27 protein-coding genes are annotated in these 19,421 nt (G+C 40.6%); 3 read left to right on the top strand and 24 right to left on the bottom strand.

Annotated features, from left to right (window positions below):
- Positions 1-127: 127 nt before the first annotated feature.
- The 13 genes from ACOSV2_RS13705 to ACOSV2_RS13645 form a co-directional block, all read right to left on the bottom strand.
- Positions 128-505: a hypothetical protein gene (locus tag ACOSV2_RS13705; protein WP_428975577.1), complete on the bottom strand. Its 378-nt coding sequence runs from the start codon at positions 503-505 to the stop codon at positions 128-130.
- A complete protein-coding gene (locus ACOSV2_RS13700) occupies positions 498-1,115 on the bottom strand; it encodes an NUDIX hydrolase (protein WP_428975576.1) in 618 nt (205 codons plus the stop codon). Before ACOSV2_RS13700 ends, ACOSV2_RS13705 begins: the two co-directional genes overlap by 8 nt.
- Positions 1,116-1,641: 526 nt before the next feature.
- On the bottom strand, positions 1,642-2,571 hold the full coding sequence (locus ACOSV2_RS13695; RefSeq protein WP_428975575.1) for a zinc-dependent alcohol dehydrogenase: 930 nt from the start codon (positions 2,569-2,571) through the stop codon (positions 1,642-1,644).
- Between the two features lie 88 nt (positions 2,572-2,659).
- Positions 2,660-3,337: a hypothetical protein gene (locus ACOSV2_RS13690; RefSeq protein ID WP_428975574.1), complete on the bottom strand. Its 678-nt coding sequence runs from the start codon at positions 3,335-3,337 to the stop codon at positions 2,660-2,662.
- 137 nt (positions 3,338-3,474) lie between these two features.
- Positions 3,475-3,972, bottom strand: coding sequence for a DinB family protein (locus ACOSV2_RS13685; protein WP_428975573.1), 498 nt, complete (start codon positions 3,970-3,972; stop codon positions 3,475-3,477).
- A gap of 41 nt (positions 3,973-4,013) precedes the next feature.
- Positions 4,014-4,958, bottom strand: coding sequence for an MBL fold metallo-hydrolase (locus ACOSV2_RS13680; RefSeq protein ID WP_428975572.1), 945 nt, complete (start codon positions 4,956-4,958; stop codon positions 4,014-4,016).
- Between the two features lie 111 nt (positions 4,959-5,069).
- A complete protein-coding gene (locus tag ACOSV2_RS13675) occupies positions 5,070-5,600 on the bottom strand; it encodes a nucleoside deaminase (RefSeq protein WP_428975571.1) in 531 nt (176 codons plus the stop codon).
- Between the two features lie 42 nt (positions 5,601-5,642).
- On the bottom strand, positions 5,643-6,215 hold the full coding sequence (locus ACOSV2_RS13670; protein ID WP_428975891.1) for a histidine phosphatase family protein: 573 nt from the start codon (positions 6,213-6,215) through the stop codon (positions 5,643-5,645).
- Between the two features lie 46 nt (positions 6,216-6,261).
- Entirely contained in the window at positions 6,262-6,480 is a 219-nt protein-coding gene (locus ACOSV2_RS13665) for a hypothetical protein (RefSeq protein WP_428975570.1), read from the bottom strand.
- Between the two features lie 191 nt (positions 6,481-6,671).
- Positions 6,672-7,139: a GNAT family N-acetyltransferase gene (locus ACOSV2_RS13660; protein ID WP_428975569.1), complete on the bottom strand. Its 468-nt coding sequence runs from the start codon at positions 7,137-7,139 to the stop codon at positions 6,672-6,674.
- Positions 7,140-7,387: 248 nt separating this feature from the next.
- Positions 7,388-7,939: a hypothetical protein gene (locus tag ACOSV2_RS13655; RefSeq protein WP_428975568.1), complete on the bottom strand. Its 552-nt coding sequence runs from the start codon at positions 7,937-7,939 to the stop codon at positions 7,388-7,390.
- A gap of 160 nt (positions 7,940-8,099) precedes the next feature.
- The gene (locus ACOSV2_RS13650) at positions 8,100-8,267 is read right to left on the bottom strand and encodes a hypothetical protein (protein ID WP_428975567.1); all 168 of its coding nucleotides are present in this window, start codon (positions 8,265-8,267) and stop codon (positions 8,100-8,102) included.
- A gap of 72 nt (positions 8,268-8,339) precedes the next feature.
- The gene (locus ACOSV2_RS13645; protein WP_428975566.1) at positions 8,340-8,534 is read right to left on the bottom strand and encodes an ATPase; all 195 of its coding nucleotides are present in this window, start codon (positions 8,532-8,534) and stop codon (positions 8,340-8,342) included.
- A gap of 295 nt (positions 8,535-8,829) precedes the next feature.
- On the opposite strand from ACOSV2_RS13645, the gene ACOSV2_RS13640 reads away from it, so the two are divergent.
- On the top strand, positions 8,830-9,120 hold the full coding sequence (locus tag ACOSV2_RS13640; protein WP_428975565.1) for a hypothetical protein: 291 nt from the start codon (positions 8,830-8,832) through the stop codon (positions 9,118-9,120).
- An 80-nt stretch (positions 9,121-9,200) separates the two neighbouring features.
- Here the strand turns inward: ACOSV2_RS13640 and ACOSV2_RS13635 are convergent, their stop codons facing one another.
- From ACOSV2_RS13635 to ACOSV2_RS13600, 8 genes are all read right to left on the bottom strand, one after another.
- Positions 9,201-9,410, bottom strand: a complete 210-nt coding sequence (locus ACOSV2_RS13635) for a DUF4181 domain-containing protein (protein ID WP_428975564.1) — start codon at positions 9,408-9,410, stop codon at positions 9,201-9,203.
- A gap of 188 nt (positions 9,411-9,598) precedes the next feature.
- On the bottom strand, positions 9,599-10,252 hold the full coding sequence (locus ACOSV2_RS13630; RefSeq protein WP_428975563.1) for a hypothetical protein: 654 nt from the start codon (positions 10,250-10,252) through the stop codon (positions 9,599-9,601).
- Positions 10,245-10,790, bottom strand: a complete 546-nt coding sequence (locus ACOSV2_RS13625) for a sigma-70 family RNA polymerase sigma factor (protein ID WP_113971123.1) — start codon at positions 10,788-10,790, stop codon at positions 10,245-10,247. The genes ACOSV2_RS13630 and ACOSV2_RS13625 overlap by 8 nt, the downstream gene beginning before the upstream one ends.
- 126 nt (positions 10,791-10,916) lie before the next feature.
- Complete coding sequence (locus ACOSV2_RS13620; protein WP_428975562.1) at positions 10,917-11,591, bottom strand: lysoplasmalogenase; 675 nt, start codon at positions 11,589-11,591, stop codon at positions 10,917-10,919.
- Positions 11,592-11,912: 321 nt separating this feature from the next.
- Positions 11,913-12,281 carry a hypothetical protein gene (locus ACOSV2_RS13615; protein ID WP_428975561.1) on the bottom strand — a complete coding sequence of 123 codons (369 nt, stop codon included), beginning with the start codon at positions 12,279-12,281 and terminating at the stop codon, positions 11,913-11,915.
- Positions 12,274-12,480 carry a hypothetical protein gene (locus tag ACOSV2_RS13610; protein WP_428975560.1) on the bottom strand — a complete coding sequence of 69 codons (207 nt, stop codon included), beginning with the start codon at positions 12,478-12,480 and terminating at the stop codon, positions 12,274-12,276. Before ACOSV2_RS13610 ends, ACOSV2_RS13615 begins: the two co-directional genes overlap by 8 nt.
- A gap of 167 nt (positions 12,481-12,647) precedes the next feature.
- Complete coding sequence (locus ACOSV2_RS13605) at positions 12,648-12,830, bottom strand: hypothetical protein (protein ID WP_428975559.1); 183 nt, start codon at positions 12,828-12,830, stop codon at positions 12,648-12,650.
- A 48-nt stretch (positions 12,831-12,878) separates the two neighbouring features.
- Positions 12,879-13,286: a YbaN family protein gene (locus tag ACOSV2_RS13600; RefSeq protein WP_262371814.1), complete on the bottom strand. Its 408-nt coding sequence runs from the start codon at positions 13,284-13,286 to the stop codon at positions 12,879-12,881.
- Between the two features lie 628 nt (positions 13,287-13,914).
- Between ACOSV2_RS13600 and ACOSV2_RS13595 the strand changes: the two genes are divergently transcribed.
- Positions 13,915-14,079 carry a hypothetical protein gene (locus tag ACOSV2_RS13595; protein ID WP_428975558.1) on the top strand — a complete coding sequence of 55 codons (165 nt, stop codon included), beginning with the start codon at positions 13,915-13,917 and terminating at the stop codon, positions 14,077-14,079.
- Between the two features lie 136 nt (positions 14,080-14,215).
- Here the strand turns inward: ACOSV2_RS13595 and ACOSV2_RS13590 are convergent, their stop codons facing one another.
- Together ACOSV2_RS13590 and ACOSV2_RS13585 are read right to left on the bottom strand one after the other, a co-directional pair.
- On the bottom strand, positions 14,216-15,934 hold the full coding sequence (locus ACOSV2_RS13590; RefSeq protein ID WP_428975557.1) for a phosphotransferase: 1,719 nt from the start codon (positions 15,932-15,934) through the stop codon (positions 14,216-14,218).
- A 289-nt stretch (positions 15,935-16,223) separates the two neighbouring features.
- Complete coding sequence (locus tag ACOSV2_RS13585) at positions 16,224-17,159, bottom strand: LysR family transcriptional regulator (RefSeq protein ID WP_428975890.1); 936 nt, start codon at positions 17,157-17,159, stop codon at positions 16,224-16,226.
- Between the two features lie 126 nt (positions 17,160-17,285).
- Between ACOSV2_RS13585 and ACOSV2_RS13580 the strand changes: the two genes are divergently transcribed.
- On the top strand, positions 17,286-17,918 hold the full coding sequence (locus tag ACOSV2_RS13580; protein ID WP_428975556.1) for a class I SAM-dependent methyltransferase: 633 nt from the start codon (positions 17,286-17,288) through the stop codon (positions 17,916-17,918).
- A 100-nt stretch (positions 17,919-18,018) separates the two neighbouring features.
- On the opposite strand, the gene ACOSV2_RS13575 is transcribed toward ACOSV2_RS13580, so the two are convergent.
- Positions 18,019-19,341, bottom strand: coding sequence for an ATP-binding protein (locus ACOSV2_RS13575; RefSeq protein ID WP_428975555.1), 1,323 nt, complete (start codon positions 19,339-19,341; stop codon positions 18,019-18,021).
- Positions 19,342-19,421 lie beyond the last annotated feature (80 nt).

Genomic DNA, 19,421 nt, shown 5'->3' with positions numbered 1-19,421 from the left:
CAGTTAAAATAACAGTCATATTCATCATCCTTTCCCTAATAGGACTCCTCAGCTAATGCCCTCTTATATGGAACATGAGGATTGGGTTACGGATAGACCCCGTTAGCTGAAGAATCTTTCAGTCTGGTCATTTCTTTTTTACAATAACTTCACTCGCTACTCTTTTGTCAACTTTGGTATTTTCTCCATCATTCATTAACCATAAATAAACAATCGGATGTTCTGTTCGGCTTACCCATTTCTCTAAATCCTTAAAATTTTCAACTTCACCACTAAATTTTGTCTTATCATCAATAATAATTTCATATGATTGATATTGTGCTTCAGGGTCAGTATCGTCTTCCCCTACAATAATACTACTTTCCTTCACTTCAAGAATTGCACCTTTGAAGTCAGAATTATGCCCGCACCCTACAATTAGTAGAAATACCATCAGAAAAATAAGTAAGAATTTTGTTTGCATATTCCCACCAAAATTAACTGCCCCATTATGACCATTAATCATATAAAGTCTCTTTATAAGGATCTCTCAAAAATTCAAACAGCATGTGAATCTGAGCTTCTGTATTTCTTCCGATTGACAGCTCCGGCAAATTCTCTTCTTCAAAAAAATGGACTCCTTTTGTTTCGATCCCTCTTCTTGCTTCTCCACCCGTCACCTCACATTGAATAAATATTTTATAGTAATGGTAAGGTTGCGAGGGATGGGGGTGCTTGTTCATATCGAGAAGTGCGAGTAATTTTACAGGGGTTACATCATATCCCGATTCTTCTCTTATTTCTTTGACGATGTTTTCACTTGGAGACAGACCTATATCACAAAACCCTCCTGGCAGAGACCATTTATCATCAATTTTCTCTCTTACCATCAGTATTTTATTATCCTTGAAGACAACACCGCGCACATCTACTTTCGGTGTCTGATAACCTGTTTCGTTCGTAAATAAGTCCCTTACTTTTCTCATATCTAAGTCTGTATATTCCTGCATGATCTCCGCACTGATCATTCGTAATTCTTCATATCTCTCAATATCGTAAACATCCTTTGAAAAAGCCAGCCCTGATTGAGATAATGCTTGGATCCTTTTTGCCCATTCTAACCATTTATCGTTCATCTTACTTGCACCACCTTACACGTTCATAATCTATTTCTCTTCCACCCTGTCTTACTCAATCTATAATGATGATAGCGTTCATGATTGATCGTCTGTTGACCCTGGTAGGTAAACTCACACTTCCTAGATAAGCCCCATGAACTTAATAAAGAGGGTTGAATGTAAGCAAAATAAAATCCCCTAATATCTCAACACTTTCGACAAGCATGAATGTACCATCATTTCTTTCTAATCGAATGCTTTTCAGATTGAAAAATATATAGTCTGTATGTTCCCTGTTCACTATCTTAAACTCTTGAGCGTTTAGTACACACGTTTGATCTTTACATTCAATATTGAATTCTCTGGCCAACCATCCATTAAAAGCAGTGTTAGTCGGCTTTTCAAAAAAGAGTATGAGTAAAGATAGTGCTATTAAACTTATAGTAATGAAAACATTCACCCTGTATTTCAATTTATTACTCCTTTGTTATAAGGTAACTTACACCACTTTTTCCCACTATCCCGTCCGCCAATCGCTTCGTGCTTAAAAATATTTCACTAATACCTTTATTGGTCTTTTCTTTAGGTTACTGAGCTCCGCAAAACAAGCTATCAACTGGTCTGAATGAATCTCATAGTTAAATATCTTTGTTAAATGCGGGGTTTTTACACTCTCATTAAAGAACCAAATCGAGTGTTGCTGATAATCCCATCCATCACTTGAACCAACAATTTTCAATTCTTTTGCGTAAAAGTCTTCATTTAGGTAAAAAAGATCCTTATTACCATCTGATAAAATACAAACCTCTTTCTGGTACTTCAATGATTTCAACTGGGTATGAAACGCATCTTTACTCGCAGAACATTCCAGTCCGAAATCATAAAAGACAGAGGGGACTTGTTCTCTAGCAGAATAAGTATTAGATGCACCCAAAGTATGTGCAAGTTCTCTTCTCGATTCATCTGGTTCCAACACATCAATATGTTTAATTTTCATATAGTTTTTCAAGAAGTGGATGGTCAATAGCCCTATTGTTCCTGCACCCGTAATAAGAACCTTATCTTTCCATTCAGGCTTGAGCTTCAACACTCCTTTTCCAGCATCACAAGATAACGTATTAAGCAGTGCATACCTATATTCAACAGAATCTGGCACCTTAACTACTTTATTTGCTTTTACTATACCTACATTCTTATGACCATAAAATGCTAGTACATGATCTCCTATTTTAATGTTCTTAACCTCAGCCCCTGCTTTTATGACTTCCCCATAGCTTTCATAGCCAGTTTCTTTTGGGTAATGAGGTTGGGGGTCAGTAACATCCGATTCATTATATTGGGGCAATTCAGCCCCGATACTGATGGCTCCAGCAATGGTCCGAATTAATATTTCATCTGATTCCAATTCCCTTGTTTCATTTCGCCTCCACTCTAATTTTTGCTTCCCAGTTAAAATTAGTGATTGTTGCATCATAGTATTCAATCCTTATGTATTTATTTTTTTAGAAACGTCTGTACGATTCTGGAACGCAAAAGAAGCACGCGATTCATCCCAATAGAATCTATTCTCCCATTACTTTTTCATCAATTGATTCAAACGTCACTCCCTCTGTGGTTTTCACACTGAGGGGTTCCTTGATTTCATCGATTCCTATCATAATGTAAGGAGTTTGATTGGGTTGCTCACCTTCTCCTATTTCAACAAGGATCTCAGTGCCACCCTTCTGTCTAACCTTTTTCACGTCAATGTCTTTCCCCAAATATTCTTCACCAAGAGTCAATGTTACTTGTTTTCTTCCTTCAGAGATTGTGGTGACCCGATAGTAATTTTCAAATTCACGGTCCTCTCCCTGAACAAATTTCGTGCTTCCTTCATCAATGATCCAATGATTATCATCGCTAAATATAAGGAGCATGAACGATGAAAGGAAGATAATAGGCGTTGTAATGAGAATGAGCTTATCTCTCTTTACAAAAGATTTTTTCACACCTTCAGACGCCAGGAATCGCAAAATGATCGCTCCGGATATCGCCGTGATCAAGAAACCTAACCCAAAGAATCCATAGACCATTCCTTCAAATCCATGAATGAAAACAAAACCATAAGCCGTAATGAGAACGGCTGCAAGAAAGGTAATCAGTGACGGTATATAATATGCTCCGAACTTCTTTGAAACGGTATAAGTAAATATAAACAACAGAACACCCCAAAATGCCCCGATAAAAATGAGCACAAACATATTATCTCCTCCCCAAAATAGCGGCTGTTCTTCTGATGACCGGCACATCCACATCCGGACGTACAGTGACGATTAAGAGGCTTCCAAATGAATGCAAAAGAATCACGAGATGCGTCCAAGCGCTATGTAATTTCCACCTATACTAAGTAACTCTCCAACTCATCTTTTTGACGTACATGATGACGAAAATGCATTTCGACCAAATCATACCATTCCTTTGCATTCAGCCAGCCGAATCCTCCATGTTCCACTTTATTATCTGGGTTAATATAATCCACTTTCGTTTCCCAATAAGTCAATCGTTGGATTAATTGTTCCATCCTGCTAATGAGCTCTTCCTTGCTGTCTGAATTATTTGGTGGAGAATTAAGTTCATCTGGCAACCTTATTTTAATAGGTGGAAAACCTCCGTTCTCAAATAATTGCTCACCAAACCGGGTTTTCCCAAATGGTTGTTCCTCATTCGATGCAGCACATTCTTCCATACTATCAAGATACTCATGGGCAACAACAATTAAATGGTCATACATTTGTCCAATTGACCACACCCCTTCTTTCGAAATATACCTTAGCTGTTCTAATGAATAATGGTTAAGGTCACCTTTGAAAGTAATAAGTAGTTTAATGTCACTCATATAAATAATCCCTTTCATTTTAGGATTTTTTTCATCACTTTTTAACACTCATAAAATGCATACACTTTAGATAAGTTACCTTTAATCCCATTAACCCCTTTCCATTCAGCATATTCATTAGGTATTTCTAAATTAGAAACAAACACTTCGAATGGCACGCCATTTCTCACTGCTACTTTCGTATTTTCGATCAAAAAGCACAGATACTTCTCCAGGGTAAAAACTAATTCACTTCCCCCTGGATATCCATGGCCAGGTACGACAGTCTCAATATCCAGTAGCTTCACCTTTTTTAGAATCGCACAAAATTCTTCCGGATCATAAATCGGTAAATGCAAATCAACGGTTACCAGATCCCCCATGAACCCAACCTTTTCTTGCGATAAGTACATAAATGTGTCACTGGGGGTGTGGCCTCCTCCAAAACAATGCAGTTCAACCTTTCTTTTTGAACCTTCAATCACCATCTTTTCTTCAAAAAGAACGGTTGGGAGCACCAGCTCCATAGTAGGTAAGTCTTTTAAAATGGCCGTCATTTCCTTATATTGATTGGTGAGACTGGCTTTCAAGACTCTATCTGTAGTTAACTCGATTTGTTTTCCAAGCTTATTTAAATAGTCTTCCGTTTCTTCTATTTCTGTCTGCAAATCTACTATATTATTTTTGTCTTCAAACCATTTCCTTGTTAGAGAAGTGGAAATAATCGTTGTATCAGCAAATGCTTGATTTCCAAATACATGATCTCCGTGATAATGACTGTTGATCAGGTACTTGACTTTTTTCCCAGTCATCTCTTCGGCATGCTTCCTCAACGCATAAGCAGCGGAAGGAGTGGCAAATGAATCGAAAATCAGCAATTCCTCACCCAGGTCAACGATACCGGCATTACTCCACGCACCTTGGCCAGACTTCGCAATCGCTGCATAGACTCCGTCAAATAAGGCATATAAACTAAAATAATCAGTGTCTTTTATTTTCTCTCTCACAATCTTCACCCTAAGCAACTATAATGGTTGTCGACGTTATTACTTAATTCCAATTATTTCAAATCAGTGATGGAAACTCAATAACTATTTCCCATAAAAAAGAAGCTTACCCTATTGCGGATAAGCCCCCTTTTCTGGAATATTAGCTTTTCGTAAGTTAGTAACATGATTAGGATTGGTTATCCATTTATTCATTAGTTCCATTTGCTTCTGTTTTAAGTCACCATAAGGTTCTTCAATAGCTTCAATTTCCTGAAATTTCTTCTCAAATATTTTGGTATCGTTGATTTTTTTATAACCGCCAAAACCTAAATCATCGTTTAGTAACCAGACTACTTTTTTAATATTGGCGAACAGTATGCCGCCCGTGCACATTGGACAAGGTTCCAATGAAGTGTATATTGTAAACTTCTCACGGTTGACTTTCGCTTTAAATATTGAATTGCCGGCATTACGTATAGCGTCAATTTCAGCGTGGGCAGTCGTATCTTGTTGAGGATGTACTCTATTACGCCCTTTTGAAATGATGTTCTGATTTTCATCCACTATGACCGCCCCAACAGGATATGTATTCTCACTCAATGCTTTTTCTGCTTCTTCAAGAGCCAACTCTAAAAAATATCTATCTTTTTGCATGGTCATATCTTTCTCCTTATATTAAATAGAACAACGGCTAATTTCGGTTCAATTTCCACCCCACAACCTTCGAACATCCACCAATTCCTTCTCTTTAAATTCCATCCGATAAATATCAGGTTTGGACGTGCTATGTAAAAAATCCAAGTCATACTTACAATCGAAATATCCCATCATCAAGGTCATAACAGCCCCGTGAGATCCTATTACAATATGATTATCTTTATATGTTTCTAATAGTTCTTTTAAAACGTTAATTGCCCTTTTTTGACAATCAGCATTTGATTCTGCTCCTTCTAAAGCGAAACTTGATTCCCCAAACGACTTCTCCAAAAGTGGAACCAATTCCTTATCAGAAACTCGTTTATCTTCAGAAGAAAAGATCCTCTCTTTTAAATCTTCAAATACTAAAACCTCTTGCCCTATTTGTTCAGCTACCTTTTTGACCGTTAAGATGGAACGTATATAGGGGCTTGAAACAACTGCGTCAATCTTTTCATCTTTCAATAAGTTCGTTACCCGCTCAGCATCCAAATGCCCTTTTGGAGTTAGCCCTCTTGTTCTTTCATTTCCTTCCTTTGGTGACTCACCGTGTCTCACCATATAAACATACGTGCTCATCATGTATTTGCCTCCACTATTGGGATAAGCGTTCTTGAATGAATCTTCACGTTTTCTTACCCATTCTAGAATGTCTTTTATCAGCCGCACTAAGTATCAATAAAATAGCAAAAAAATAAACAACACTTCCTATAATCATCTTTGTCCCATTACCTAATGGGAATAAAAAGGAAATCAAAAATAAACATAACGGACTAAATAATATTAAAGATAAACCTATTGTAAATGCCAATTTCTCAGGTATTGCTTTAATTTTATTGAACATTATTTTCACCTTCTTTGGAAGCCTCAGGACGGTTCTGATGCTTCCTAATATAAAAAAAGAAACAGTAGAACCGCACCGGCGCATCATTATCATTTCTCGCTTTTTACTGGTCTATTTTTCTAATAAACCATCATCATTTATTTCGAATGTTGACAATCTTACCATCTTATAATACTTGGCTTTTCTCCACTTCACTCAACCTTTTTCATCATATTAACTCCTGCAATTTCAAATCCAATTCTCTCATACAATTTTCGTGCTTCTATATTACTTCCAAAAACGTGAAGTTTTAAGAACAAAAGATTATGATCCTTCATCCACTCTTCAATTTTTTTCATGGCCCTTGATCCATATCCTTTATTTCGAAACTTATCAAAAATATATATTTCATAAAGAAAGGCACTTTTCTTTTCTCCATCTTCTTTAACCCATATATAACCTACATTATTTTTCTCATAATAAATATTAAAAAGATAGTGACCTAGTGTCCCTATTCCATCCGGTAATAAATTTCCAAGCTGTATTTTTGCTTTTATTTCAAATTCTTGATTATCCTCTGGAGCATTTTGGGATAAAGCTAATGCATACCTTTGGATTTTATCTAAAAAGTACTGTTCAAACTCGCTTTCCGTCATTTCTACAAGTGTTATATTATTCATGAATTCTCCTATCAATTTTGTTCTATTTTTAGCAATGATTTAAAGTTAAATTTGACACTACCAATTATTTCAAATGGTCAGACTTTAATCAATACCATCTTCCATTAAACAGATCCTCTAACTGTACACTACAGCTCAACTTCAAGACCAAAAGAAAAACCCTATATAAATACAGGGTTTCTCGCAAACTTTCTTATAAATTATTCAACTTTATTAAATATCAATAAATACCGAATCCGTTTTTCTGATCAGCAGCCAAGAAAACGCAGGAACAATCCGCCCCGTATGGTTACAATCTGGCGCCCGCAGGCATCGGTGATCACTTGTGGAGCAAAGGCAAATGCGCCGACCGTATCAAAACAGGTCCCTTGACAATTTTCCGTTTTACAGATTGTTTGGATCACTTGATTGACCGGTACGGAAACATCACTTGCAAGGGTACATGGAATATCACCAATTTGAAGTCCCCCTTCAATCGGTGTCAAGTCTCCCACGTTAATATGAAATCTGGCAGTACCGACCAGACGAACGGCATCAATCGCAACAGGACACGTCAAAGTGCCACCACATGGGTTCTCAACAGTCCCTTCCGCCTCCTGCTCTTCCAGCATACAAACAAGCTCACTCAGATCAGAACAGGCCGTGAAGCTATCGAACGTAGTGAATCTGAAAGTAAATCCATCCGGAACAATAGCGGTTGCACAATACTCTAAGGTGCGGTCGCAGCTTTCCTGCTGAATATCGAGTTTGTCTACCATTTTGCCATTTGAATCATAATAAACGACATTGTTTTTTAACATAACTATCCCTCCCCTCTACTACTATTTATATGCATTTCTAGTAGATTTGAGAGGGACAGACACCTTTGATTATGAAACTTTTATTCTATGCTCTATCGACAACTTTGGTGTTCACTGAGCTATTCCTGAAAGTCGCTATTAACGGAATTTCAAATAATCATTATAATAGCTTATTCCTATACAAAGCGTAGCCTGTAATGTATGTAAACAGTATTAAAATAAAGGTACTTAACAGTTTATTTAGTCCGTAATGAGTCTCAACACCATCTAAAATACCAGAGTAAACCCCTGCCATGATGGCCGTTAATATAATTTTGCCTGGTCCCATGTATTACAACCTCTCTTCAAGACTCCTTGTATGTCATTAACTCTAATCTTCAACAATTCCCCTAAGTACAACCTATTCCAGAGACTTGGGTCTAACAATCCGATCACTAACAAACGCCACTACTATCCCAACAACGATTGGTAGTAGGGCAATTTCAGTATCGGAAGATGAAATCTTGAACACAAGGAATTCTATCTTTCCTATAAAACCAACGACATACAGCAATACCATCGTCCCAATTGCGGCAATTAGCGGTAGCCAAAACAATTTAATCACAACTCCACCTCAATTCACTAACTGTCTATTAACTTAATTCCAATTATTTCAAAACATTCAAAAATACACAATCCTTTATTCATCACTCTGATGACATCAAAATCACAGAATGAAGTGAAATTGAATTATTAAAATATTAATACCGCAACAAGAATCATAAAGTAATCGTCCTATTCAAAGGCAAATACCCTCAAATTATAGAGAATACGACCTACACTGAATATCGACATTCATAGTATGATTGTCTATACATAATTACATTTATTAACAAAAGGAGGTAGCAACCGTGATAGGTTTCCTTCAATGTTCAGTAAAGTATGTAGTTGCGTGTTCACTGGTTTTTTCTTTAGGCGCTGCCGTAGAGGTGACGCAGACATTCGCAGCCGAGAATGATGGTACAAAAGTCATAGAAGATGGCGGCGGCCAAGGGGGAGTCACCTGGATAGAGTATTATTGGAGAGCTTCAGGCAGTAATTTCATCATCATGTATCGAAGTGCAAACGGCGGGAATCAGTGGAAAGAAGTGACCTACAACAAGTACGGAAATATCGTTAAGGTTTTGTATGGAACATATTAAAGGGAAAGGATGATGGATCTGTATCGATCATCCTTTTCTTTGAGTGAAGCGCAAGGACGGGACTATAATCTCTCGTCTTTCTACACTAAGAAATCAAATGTATAACCAACCGTTATAAAGATGATGAAGAATACAAGGTCTAAGAGTCTAATGACGTACTCTCTTTTAGCTTTATTCCTTCTCCATTGCATAAACGCATCGAATCCCGAGAGTAAGATAATGATCCCCCCGACGAGTTTCGTTTGGAAGAACACAACACATATAAATAAGAGCGTCCAACCGATTCTCATTACAAAAGTGTGAGTTGTACCAAGTCCTTCTAAGCCGGATTTTCTGTTATATGGGATGTTTCACCATCTCCTGGCAATCTTCTCAACGATAAAATACGCTGCCAAGGAGATGACAATATAAACGATAAAACTGTGCATGTGATACCTCCAAAAGTCCGACTACAGGGTAATTATGCATACCTAAGGATTTATCTAAACGACTCCGCCATCTTAATCATGTCTTTTTTAGACAAGGTAATGTCAGATCCCCCGGGTAAGTATTCCATTTCATATTTAATGGTATCCCCTTCAATCCAAATCAGTCGGTTGACCTTTTCCGGACCTTCTGACTCGTAATAGCTTCCTTTCGATTGGCCGACTTTCACTTCTTCCTGATATAGTGTCAAATTGGTTCCTGGTTCAATGGATTGAAACGTCAGTTTGATTATTTGTCTTTCCTTACCCGTCAAAGTCACCAATTCTATTTCCCCTGAAGGATCCTCACTTGTTTTGGTTGTGACCTCCGCTACTTCAAAGGGAGCCTTTGTGAGAAACTTGAATTCTGCGCCAAGGGATTCAGGACGATCTTTGGCCTCGTATTGATAGAAAGGGGCACTGGCGTTATTTCCGTCAAAGAGTCCCAATTGTGTTCCACCGAAATAAACGAATAAAGAGAGGCATGCGGCAACAAATACAAAGGACATCAACGGAGCGAATATCGGTTTTATATTGAATGAAAAGGCTTTGGATGAAGGTTTCGAATGAACCTCATTCAGAATGTTCTCCCTCATCTTATTGGTAAAACCATGCCCTTTGAAGGTCTCTTCTTTCATCAGACCACGCAAACGTTTAAGCTCATCCATTGTTATACACCTCGTTCCGTTTAATCGCTGAACCGAGCAGCGCTTTTCCTCTTGTTAGTCTGGTCTTCACGGTATTGGTGTTCAAATCCATACAGGCCCCGATCTCAGATAGCTTCATTTCTTCAAAATAGTAAAGAAAGATGACCTCTCGATATTTGATGGGCAGGGCCAACACACTTTGGATCAGCTCTGAGTTCTTTTCCTTCTCAATAACGGTTTGTTCTGGAGCCCCCATCTTCCCTTTGACCATGTCATTGATTTTATTCGATATACTGACCATCCGTGTATCCCACCGTCTTAAATAATCCTTGCAGTGATTGACGGCCACGCTGATGATCCATGTTTTAAGGGAGGAATCCTCGCGAAAGGTATCCATCTTTTGATAAAACTTGATGAAGATCTCTTGTGTCAGATCCTCCGCCAGGCTATGTTCCTTCACATAGGAATAGACAATATAATACACATCATTTCCGTATTCCGTCATGGCTTTCTCAAGTAGTCGATCCTTCTCGGATTTAGAAATAGTTCCGGATTTCAAACACTCACCTGCTTTGTATGTATCTTCACTAAATAAGACGTTATTACTATAGAAAAAGTTTGGATTTTTTTATGATTTGTCAAAAAAACACGCCTGGCGAGGTTTATCGTCAGGCGCAAACGCTGATTACATGTTCAACCTTTTTCCCTCTTCATGACTGACCGAGTTCCCTAGGCTTGCGAGGCTTCCCGCAATCAGGAATTGCGCCGAGTAGTAGGTTGTCATGATCAGGACATCCGAATAAGGGAGGGCTGACACGAACATATTCCATGACAGGATGGAGTCTGAGATGACAAACAGGATGCTGCCGGCAGTTGCCCAAAGGTTTCCGGTCAGGATGGCGGTTAGGGCCATCAGGGAAATGACCAGCATGTAGGCAACGACGGGGATCACGAGTCCATCATTTCCTTCAGTTTGGAGCGCGGTAATCAGTTGTCGGCCGATGATGAAGGAATACAACCCAATCGGCAGTAGGGCGGCTAGACGTGTCTTGTTCATTCTGGACATTTTGATAAATCCCGTCAAATAGAAGACGTGTCCAACGAGGAAAGCTCCTAGACCCGCTACAAATTGTACGGCAATAAACGCATCGCCCAACATGCAGAAAAACAGGCCGATGATGATGAGGCGCATGGCCGGAGCTGGTCTGGAGGGCAGCTGACGGAAGGCGTAGAACATGATGAGTGCCATGGGAATCAGCTTGAAGGCGATTTTCAATGGTAATGGTTCTGCTGGAATAATAAATATGTATAGGGCAGCCATAATTCCGATCAGAATGGGGAGGATCATTTTGTTCAACATCGTTCACATCCTTTTTCTTAATTCAATGGCATATATACTCTCTTTGGAGAAGAAATTCCTTCAAGAGAACAGAAATCGTAGGAAAAAGTCTGAAATGCCCCCTCGGGACTCAGACCAGTAATTAAACCGGTTTGGACGACTTTCCATCCTGATTTCTGATAATTGATCCAGTTTCGAATGGATTGATCCGGAATTTGATGAATTGATCCACATTTTCATATGATTACCCCCCCGTGTCGAATTTTCTTGATGCCCCTCGCATACGTCATAAAAAATGAACGCAAGAACTACTCATAAGTTAAGTGGTTCTTGCGTCATTCATTAGAATGAAGTTGACTTTTGGATGATTTCTCCCTCAGGACTGACACTATAATGAGCGATCGAGTTGGTTGCTGAGCCTTCGCTAGTGAGCCCATCTTTATAGTTGAACGTGATTTTCCAAGCCTTTGATTCACTACTGAAATGGGTTTCTTTAGACAGGAGTTCCACGTCATCCATACTGATTTTTTCAAAGCTTTCTTCATTATGTTCCTGTAAATCTTTTTCAAATTGTTCCTTGGCAATCACTTCCGCTTTCTCATTGTCAATGCCACTTGTTCCATCTTCCGCACAGCCTAACAATGAAAGGACCGCCATCAAGCTTACAACGGTCATGAAGATTTTCTTAACATGCGCCAGAGACCTATACATTGGGACCTCCACCTGAATGGTGATTCGAATTCATGGCTTGTTTAGAATGCCGTGCGGACTTTTCATAGGCTTCATCCCTGGAATTTCGGGACGTATTCTTGATGCTATCTCCATAAAACTCCATCTTCCTGGAACCGATCCAAATCCTAATCGCAAAGTATAGGACCAGGATTCCGACGAAAATAAAAAAATACATCATTTTGTTTCCCCCTCTTTACTCTTTATGTGTGGTTAATGTCAATTATTTCAAATGTTGTGATGTTGGGCAATACCTAATCGGAATTCCATTAATCATGCCAGTTTGTCGAATGTTCTTTATCTTGTAACTAAAAAAGACTCGTCTCATCGACGGGTCCTTAGGCTGTATCATTTCAAAGGAATAAAATATTTCTCCATTTCCCTTTCAGAGATCATTATTCTTGTGGATAAGTCTTTCGTTCGTAAAACAAATTCCTTGATGCCAATATACTCAGATTCAGCAATCAAGTAGAAGTGGGACCCCTTTTTGAACCCTCTGAAATCGCTTCTTAATTGATATCTTTTCAGCATTGTGTCTCGTAACTCCTTGGTTCATTACAAGCCCGGAATCCCCATAGATCACTGGCTCTTCTCCACCTGATACGACTCTGGATATATCGTCTCGATTTTTTTAATAAAATAATAATGCTTATATAAAGCGAGCCCGATTAAAATGATCCGAACGAACAGGATATCGACGAACACGACTGAAAGCAGAATAAAGAAATCAGCCGTCACGTTGATCCTGATTTTTTCTTTCCGGGTCATCCCCTTCTTTTGAAGGAGGGCCAGAACATATTTATCATAGATGACTGTGCTCTTAAACCAACGATCGATCCGCTTGGAGCTTTTCGCAAAGCAAAACGCGGCAAATAAGTAAAACGGACCTCCCGGCAGAACCGGAAGCACAGTGCCGGCAATCCCGAACACCAGGGATATCGAGCCAAGCAGCATGAACAGGATGCTCTTTATCTTTTTTAGTGTCATGATTGATTTCCCCTACCATCGTTAGATTCATAGACAAGTTTTTACTTTCATTCAACCTTCATTGTACTATAACTATAACAGGAAGTTCCGGGTACTTGTTTAGGGGATTTTTGTTAAATGTGACGATTAGTGGGCGGTGGAGGAAAGGGCGGTGATCCTATAGATCAATATCCTGTAGCTATAAAACTGGATTTTGAAATATTTACTATAGGTGGGCAAGTCGTAAAAATGAACTTTCAACCATCCATCCCGGTCATTTCCAGCTGTCACGGTCATTGACTAGCTTACAAGTTTCGACAAACGGATCATAAAAGGGCAAAAGTGGTTCATAAATCAGATTTTCGGACCATATATTCTGAAACCGGTTCATATATTCCAAAAGCGGATCATAAAGTACCAAAACCGGTTCATAAAAGTTAAAAGAAGATGTATCCTAAAAGGATTTGCCTCACCAATCAACTATTGAAGCCGCATAATCGCATTTTATGAACCTAACAGGGAAGAAATGACCCTCTTTTTTTGAAAAAGGGGGATATTGGTGTGTCTCCGAAGGTTGAGTAAACGGAAACTTAATCCCTTGGCTCTGCTGGATATGTTATAATTATCCAAACTGAAAGGGGACTAATAAATGAATGATGTTCTTTTCTCCATTATCCCGATCTTGACCCTCTTATTTTACCTTGCGCCGATTGTTTTCATCATTTGGTTTCTGATTAGATTTCTGAAGATCCAGCAGGAAAAGAATAAGATCTTACAAACGATTTCCGATAAGCTGGATAACCTGAATCGTTAGCGTTGGAAATCGGTAAAATTATTCAACATCCTCTTTATGGTTTCAGCTTATTGCTTCGATATTTACATAGTCAAATCATGAACTCTAAAGAAACCAACAAACGCTTACCCCTGTTGGTTTCTTTTTATCCTAACGCCTAAACAAACCTTGCCCGATCCCACTCATATTTTAACTCCTCCAATGACTGCTGGCGCTTCTCCCTCACATCACGGACCGCTTTCAACGCCACTTCATATAACTCCTTGCTCAATCGCCACTTTTCCATGGACCGGTCTTTTTCCCCGCCAAATAAAGCAAAGGCAGTAGCCCCCATGCCATATACATTCGTCATTTCATCAATCGGTGCACCACGTGTGAATTCCTCCGGTGACATAAAGCGTGATGATCCCCACATCCTGCCCATCGTATTGAGATAGGGCCTTTTGGAATAGAGATCAATATCACAGATGAGGGTCTTTTCCTTGTGAAAATCATACAGGATACTGCCGTCATAAAAGTCGATGGCCACATATCCCTGCTTTATTACGTGAATGTGAAAGTCCAGGATGTCGTTGAATACCTCGAGCCTGGTGCTGTCCGGCATCTGCAAGAATTTCTCCCTGGACAGTGGATACATTTTTCCCATGCACTCACCATCTGTCCATTCAAATATGGCGGCAAATCCACCGCCAATCTCCTCCGCCCGGATCAGTCGGATCAAATGGGGATGCGCCAAACCTTGATACACTTGTACGGCGGTTTTAAGTGCTGTGACGGCATCTTCAGGTTTGCCAGCATATCTTTCAGTCGGTGCACCGGCAAATTTGATGAAATATCTCTTCCCACCGTTTTTCACCCCAAAGCAAATATTGCCGGAATCCTGATCATCATATACCTTGAAGACCTCTCCATAGCCCTCGATAAACGAGAAATCGAAAGGAAACCTTAATTTATATGGAATCTGATTGATGTACTGAATATAGAAGTCCTCCAAATACCAGGTTGGCACAGGATTTTTCATACCATCAAACCAGCCCATCACTTCCTTTGCCTGAGCCTTCATGACGTTTACCTCTTCCTCACCGAAAGCGATGGCCCAGGGAACGGACGACAGCATATTGCTGCTTATGTAAAAAGCCATGAGTTTGAAGAACTCCTCCGGCGGCCTTCCGTTAAAATAACCGTTGAGCTGGCCGGTGGCAAAGTGCGGACTGACCGAAGCGCTCCATACAATGCGGTTGAACTCTTCCCACGGATCGCCGAAGTCATGACGGTTGAAATCGATGACGGAGAGTTCCCGTCCCGGCGAAATGACCATATTCCCCACATGATAGTCTCCATGATGAAACGATTGCGGCCTCCCCCGAAGAAGGTGCCGATTCGCCTCTATATAGGCAATGATTTGGTCGCCGTCTTCTATTTTAATGGGGCAGTCATTGTACTGCTTGATCTTACCATCCGCTTTACGGTTGAATTTCGCTTCCCAGTCCTCTTGGTCACCCGGCGCAGGAATCGAGTGGATCTCCCTCAGGATCCGCCCCGATTCAAGCCCGAGTTCATATTGCTCGGTCTCGGTCAACTTGGGCAAGACTATCTGCGCGTCTTCTCCCTCGCACCATGTAAAAAGCGAATAAACAGACCCTCCATTATCACACAAGCCAAAATCAATCGGCTGCGATATGGGAAGTCCACTTCCGGCCAGCTGCTTCATCACCTCATATTCGCTCTTCTTCATCTCATAGGCTGAACGATCAGCCGTGCGGAGCAGGACCTTCTCGCCCGTATCGGTTTCAATATAGTATTTCTTGTCGGTGGACCAACCCTTGTTGATCGGTTCAATTTTTCTAAATGTGCTGTAGCCTTTTATATCCTGCAAGATGGCACCTTCCTTTTACCATTTTCAACACTTACCGGCCCCGTCAAATGACACCTGCCCGGCCCCGCCTTTTGTCACGTTGTCAGGGAACGTAAATCAAGACCCAAAGAATCTATGTTAAGATGAGGGGAACTTCATCACCTTAGGAGGCTGCTAACATGAATAGAAGAATAATCGTATTATCGATCCTGATGATTTTCCTGTTAATTGGAATAGCCGTGTTGTTTATATAAAATACTTACCCGGTGAAAACCATGGGAATGAAAGTTGGAATCTCTTAATCTCTTTACTAATTCCCGAACGACGCCGGCATATCGGGACAAGGTGCCTGTCCCCCCTGTCCCACAGCGGCCTGGGATCTAAAGACCTCAACAACCGTCTTGGCAGCAGGGGATAAACTCTTTTCAGAATCCAGACTTACCAGAGCGATTTCCCGATATAGTAATGGGAAGTCTGCTGGTTGTATTCTGACTAACTGATTGGTTTCCAAGCCGTTCTTTACCATTGATTCTGTGACCAGGGCCACTCCCTTGTTTGAAAGAACCAAGTCCAAAGCAGTGGGTGGGGGTAATTCTATGAAGTTCATGCTTGGATTGGTCATTGATTTCTGCCAATGTTTACTTTCAGTACTCCAATCCACCATGATGTAGGGATTACTGTTCTCTATGATTTCAGCGGATGTTCGATTTTCATCAGATGCTGAAGCAAGTGGATGAGTAGGGTGTGCCACTAAAATGAGCGGTTCCTTTAGAGTAAGGATGGTTTTCACGTCTGTATTATAGTAGGGATTGGTCACTAACCCCATCTTAATAAATCCGTCATACAGCATTTCAAGGATTTCCTGATTATGCCCCGTGTGTATTTCGACGTGAATCTCGGGAGACCACGTATTGAGATGAGCCATCGCTGAACTGAATACCCCGGAAGTAAATGTGGGAAGCGTCCCGATCGTAACATGGCCTGCTTTCCCTTCTTGTATGAGACGCGCTTTCTCCATCCCGTTCGTGACTATTTCAATGGCTTGTCTCGCATACGGCAGGAACCCCTTTCCTGCATCTGTTAATTCTACCCTCTTTCCGACTCTATGAAATAGACCCCTTCCCACCTCTTTCTCTAAGCCCTGTATCCTGACACTAATCGTAGGTTGAGAAAGATTCAGATGCCTGGCAGCTTTACTAAAACTGCCGAACCGTACGACATGGTCGAAAGCCTCTAATTGATTCATATCCAAATAGATCCCCCTCTTCTATTAAAAAAGTTAATACTAACTATAAGGATTATCACCTTGTTTAATATGCTGATTATACTATACTTTTCTTAAGATTCCGTATATGGGGAGGATCAGAACCAGATGATACGAAGCAAATTAAAGGAATATGCTGATCAGCAATATCAATTACCCAAAGGAATACTGGGGCGATATTTTGGGGAAAAGATGGTCTTGCAACATCGGACAGAAACACACTGGACACTGAACTTACTAAATGTAACGAAGGAAGAACGGGTTTTGGAGATTGGGTGTGGCGCAGGCTACGCCATCAAACAGCTGCTTAAATTACCCGATGTCGAGTATGCAGCCGGACTCGACCTGTCAGATTCCATCCTCCGGTCAGCAAAGTCCAGGAATAGACGGGCCATTAAAGAGGGGCGGGCTGCGTTCATACAAGGCAATGTATGCAACATCCCTTTAGACAATGACACGTTTACCAAGATCTATAGTATCCACTCGATCTACTTTTGGGACCTGACGATCGAAACCATTTCTGAGATTCACAGGGTCCTGAAGAACAACGGTTCCGTAACGATCACGCTCTGCACCGGCAAGAATGAGGAGACCTGGAGTGGAGTCCATCACATGTTGAACACCCAATTACTTCCCTTAATGAAAAAAGTCGGCTTTAACAACATAAAACTAGTAAAAGGACCGGATTCAAGACAATTTCAAACTGTGGCGATCACTGGCAAGAAGAAATCGTCACAGTGAGGAGGGACGGACCTTAATCTATTCACTAACATCAGAGCCGCGCTGGTTTATAGGGGCAAGTGGCCTGTCCCACCTAAACAGAGGTCCGTCCCTCGCTCCTTTAACGCAGTGAAGGACGGACCTCTGTTGTTTGTGTCACTCTATTTACATTTCCCTCTTTTTTATAGATCGGGAAGGATAGGATGACGGAGGTTCCTGTGCCCGGTTTGCTTAGGACTTTGATGGTGCCTTTCATGCCTTCTACTAGTTGGAAGACGGTCATCATGCCGAGTCCCGTCCCATTCTTGCCTTTCATGGAGAAGTACGGTTCCCCGAGGCGCATGAGTTGTTCCTTGGTCATCCCGGTTCCCGTATCGTTGATGACGATGAACACCCTGTTTCCTTCCTGGTAGCTGAAGATTCGTAACGTACCACCTGTTTCCATTGCCTCCAGCCCGTTTTTCATCACGTTGATGAGAACCTGTTGCAGCTTATTGGGATCACCTATAACGGAAAGGTGATGGAGGATGTTTGCCTTCAGGACAATTCCCTTTTTGACCGCCAGGGGCATGATGATTTCCGTCGATCGGTTGATTTCATCCCGGATCTCCACTTCCACCTCCAGCTCCGGGTGGGGCCTTGCAAAGTTTAAGTATTGGTTGATCACTTCTGTGGCGCGGTCGATTTCACTGACAGCCACCTTTGAAAGCTCACTATTGGTGCTTACGTTGGAAGGGTCTTCCTGAATCAGCTGAAGAAACCCCTTCACCGTTGTCAAAGGATTCCTCACCTCATGACTCATGCTGGCTGCCAGGTGACTGACCACCTGCATTTTCTCATATTTAATCGCTTCCAGCTGAAGAGTATAAATCGTTCGGATGATTTCACATAAGTAAAAGACAAAGAACGTCGACCCGCTCAGGACAGCAGAATAAACCAGGAACGAGCTCGTATAATCGAAATCAAATACGAGAGACGGAATCAACAACGAAAGAACCGAGTAACCGAACGACATCAACGTATACCAATATACCCTCGTTTTCCACACTTTGTTTTCCAATCTCGTACGCATATACATAATCACAAACGTGAACAGAATCGCCATGATTATCGTAACCACTAACCCCGGACCAAGCATCGGCACACGGACCGCAATCATCGTAACAGCAAGCCAAGGTAAGACCCTGTTCCCACCATATATCCCTCCGAGTAGAAAAGGGATGAACCTCAAATCATACACAAATCCATCTTCCAAACGAACAGACAAAGCAAGACTAAGTAACAGGAGAAGCGAACAGGCCAGATAGATCGACAGTGGTTTAATGTGGAGCTTATGTACTTTATTTCGAGAAAGATAATGAAAGCTTATAAGTAAAATCATGATCAAAATGACAAGGAGATTAAGAAGTAAACCGGTCAATAACTCAGAATGATACATCGGCATTGCTTCCCTACTTTCGATAATTTTTTAAAAATTAACAAAACTCACTTTTTACATTCTATTATAACTGAAAATGATCGATT

The organism is Rossellomorea sp. DUT-2 (assembly GCF_052665285.1).
Note: the sequence above shows the minus strand (reverse complement) of the source record. Positions and strands in the feature narration are given on the sequence as shown.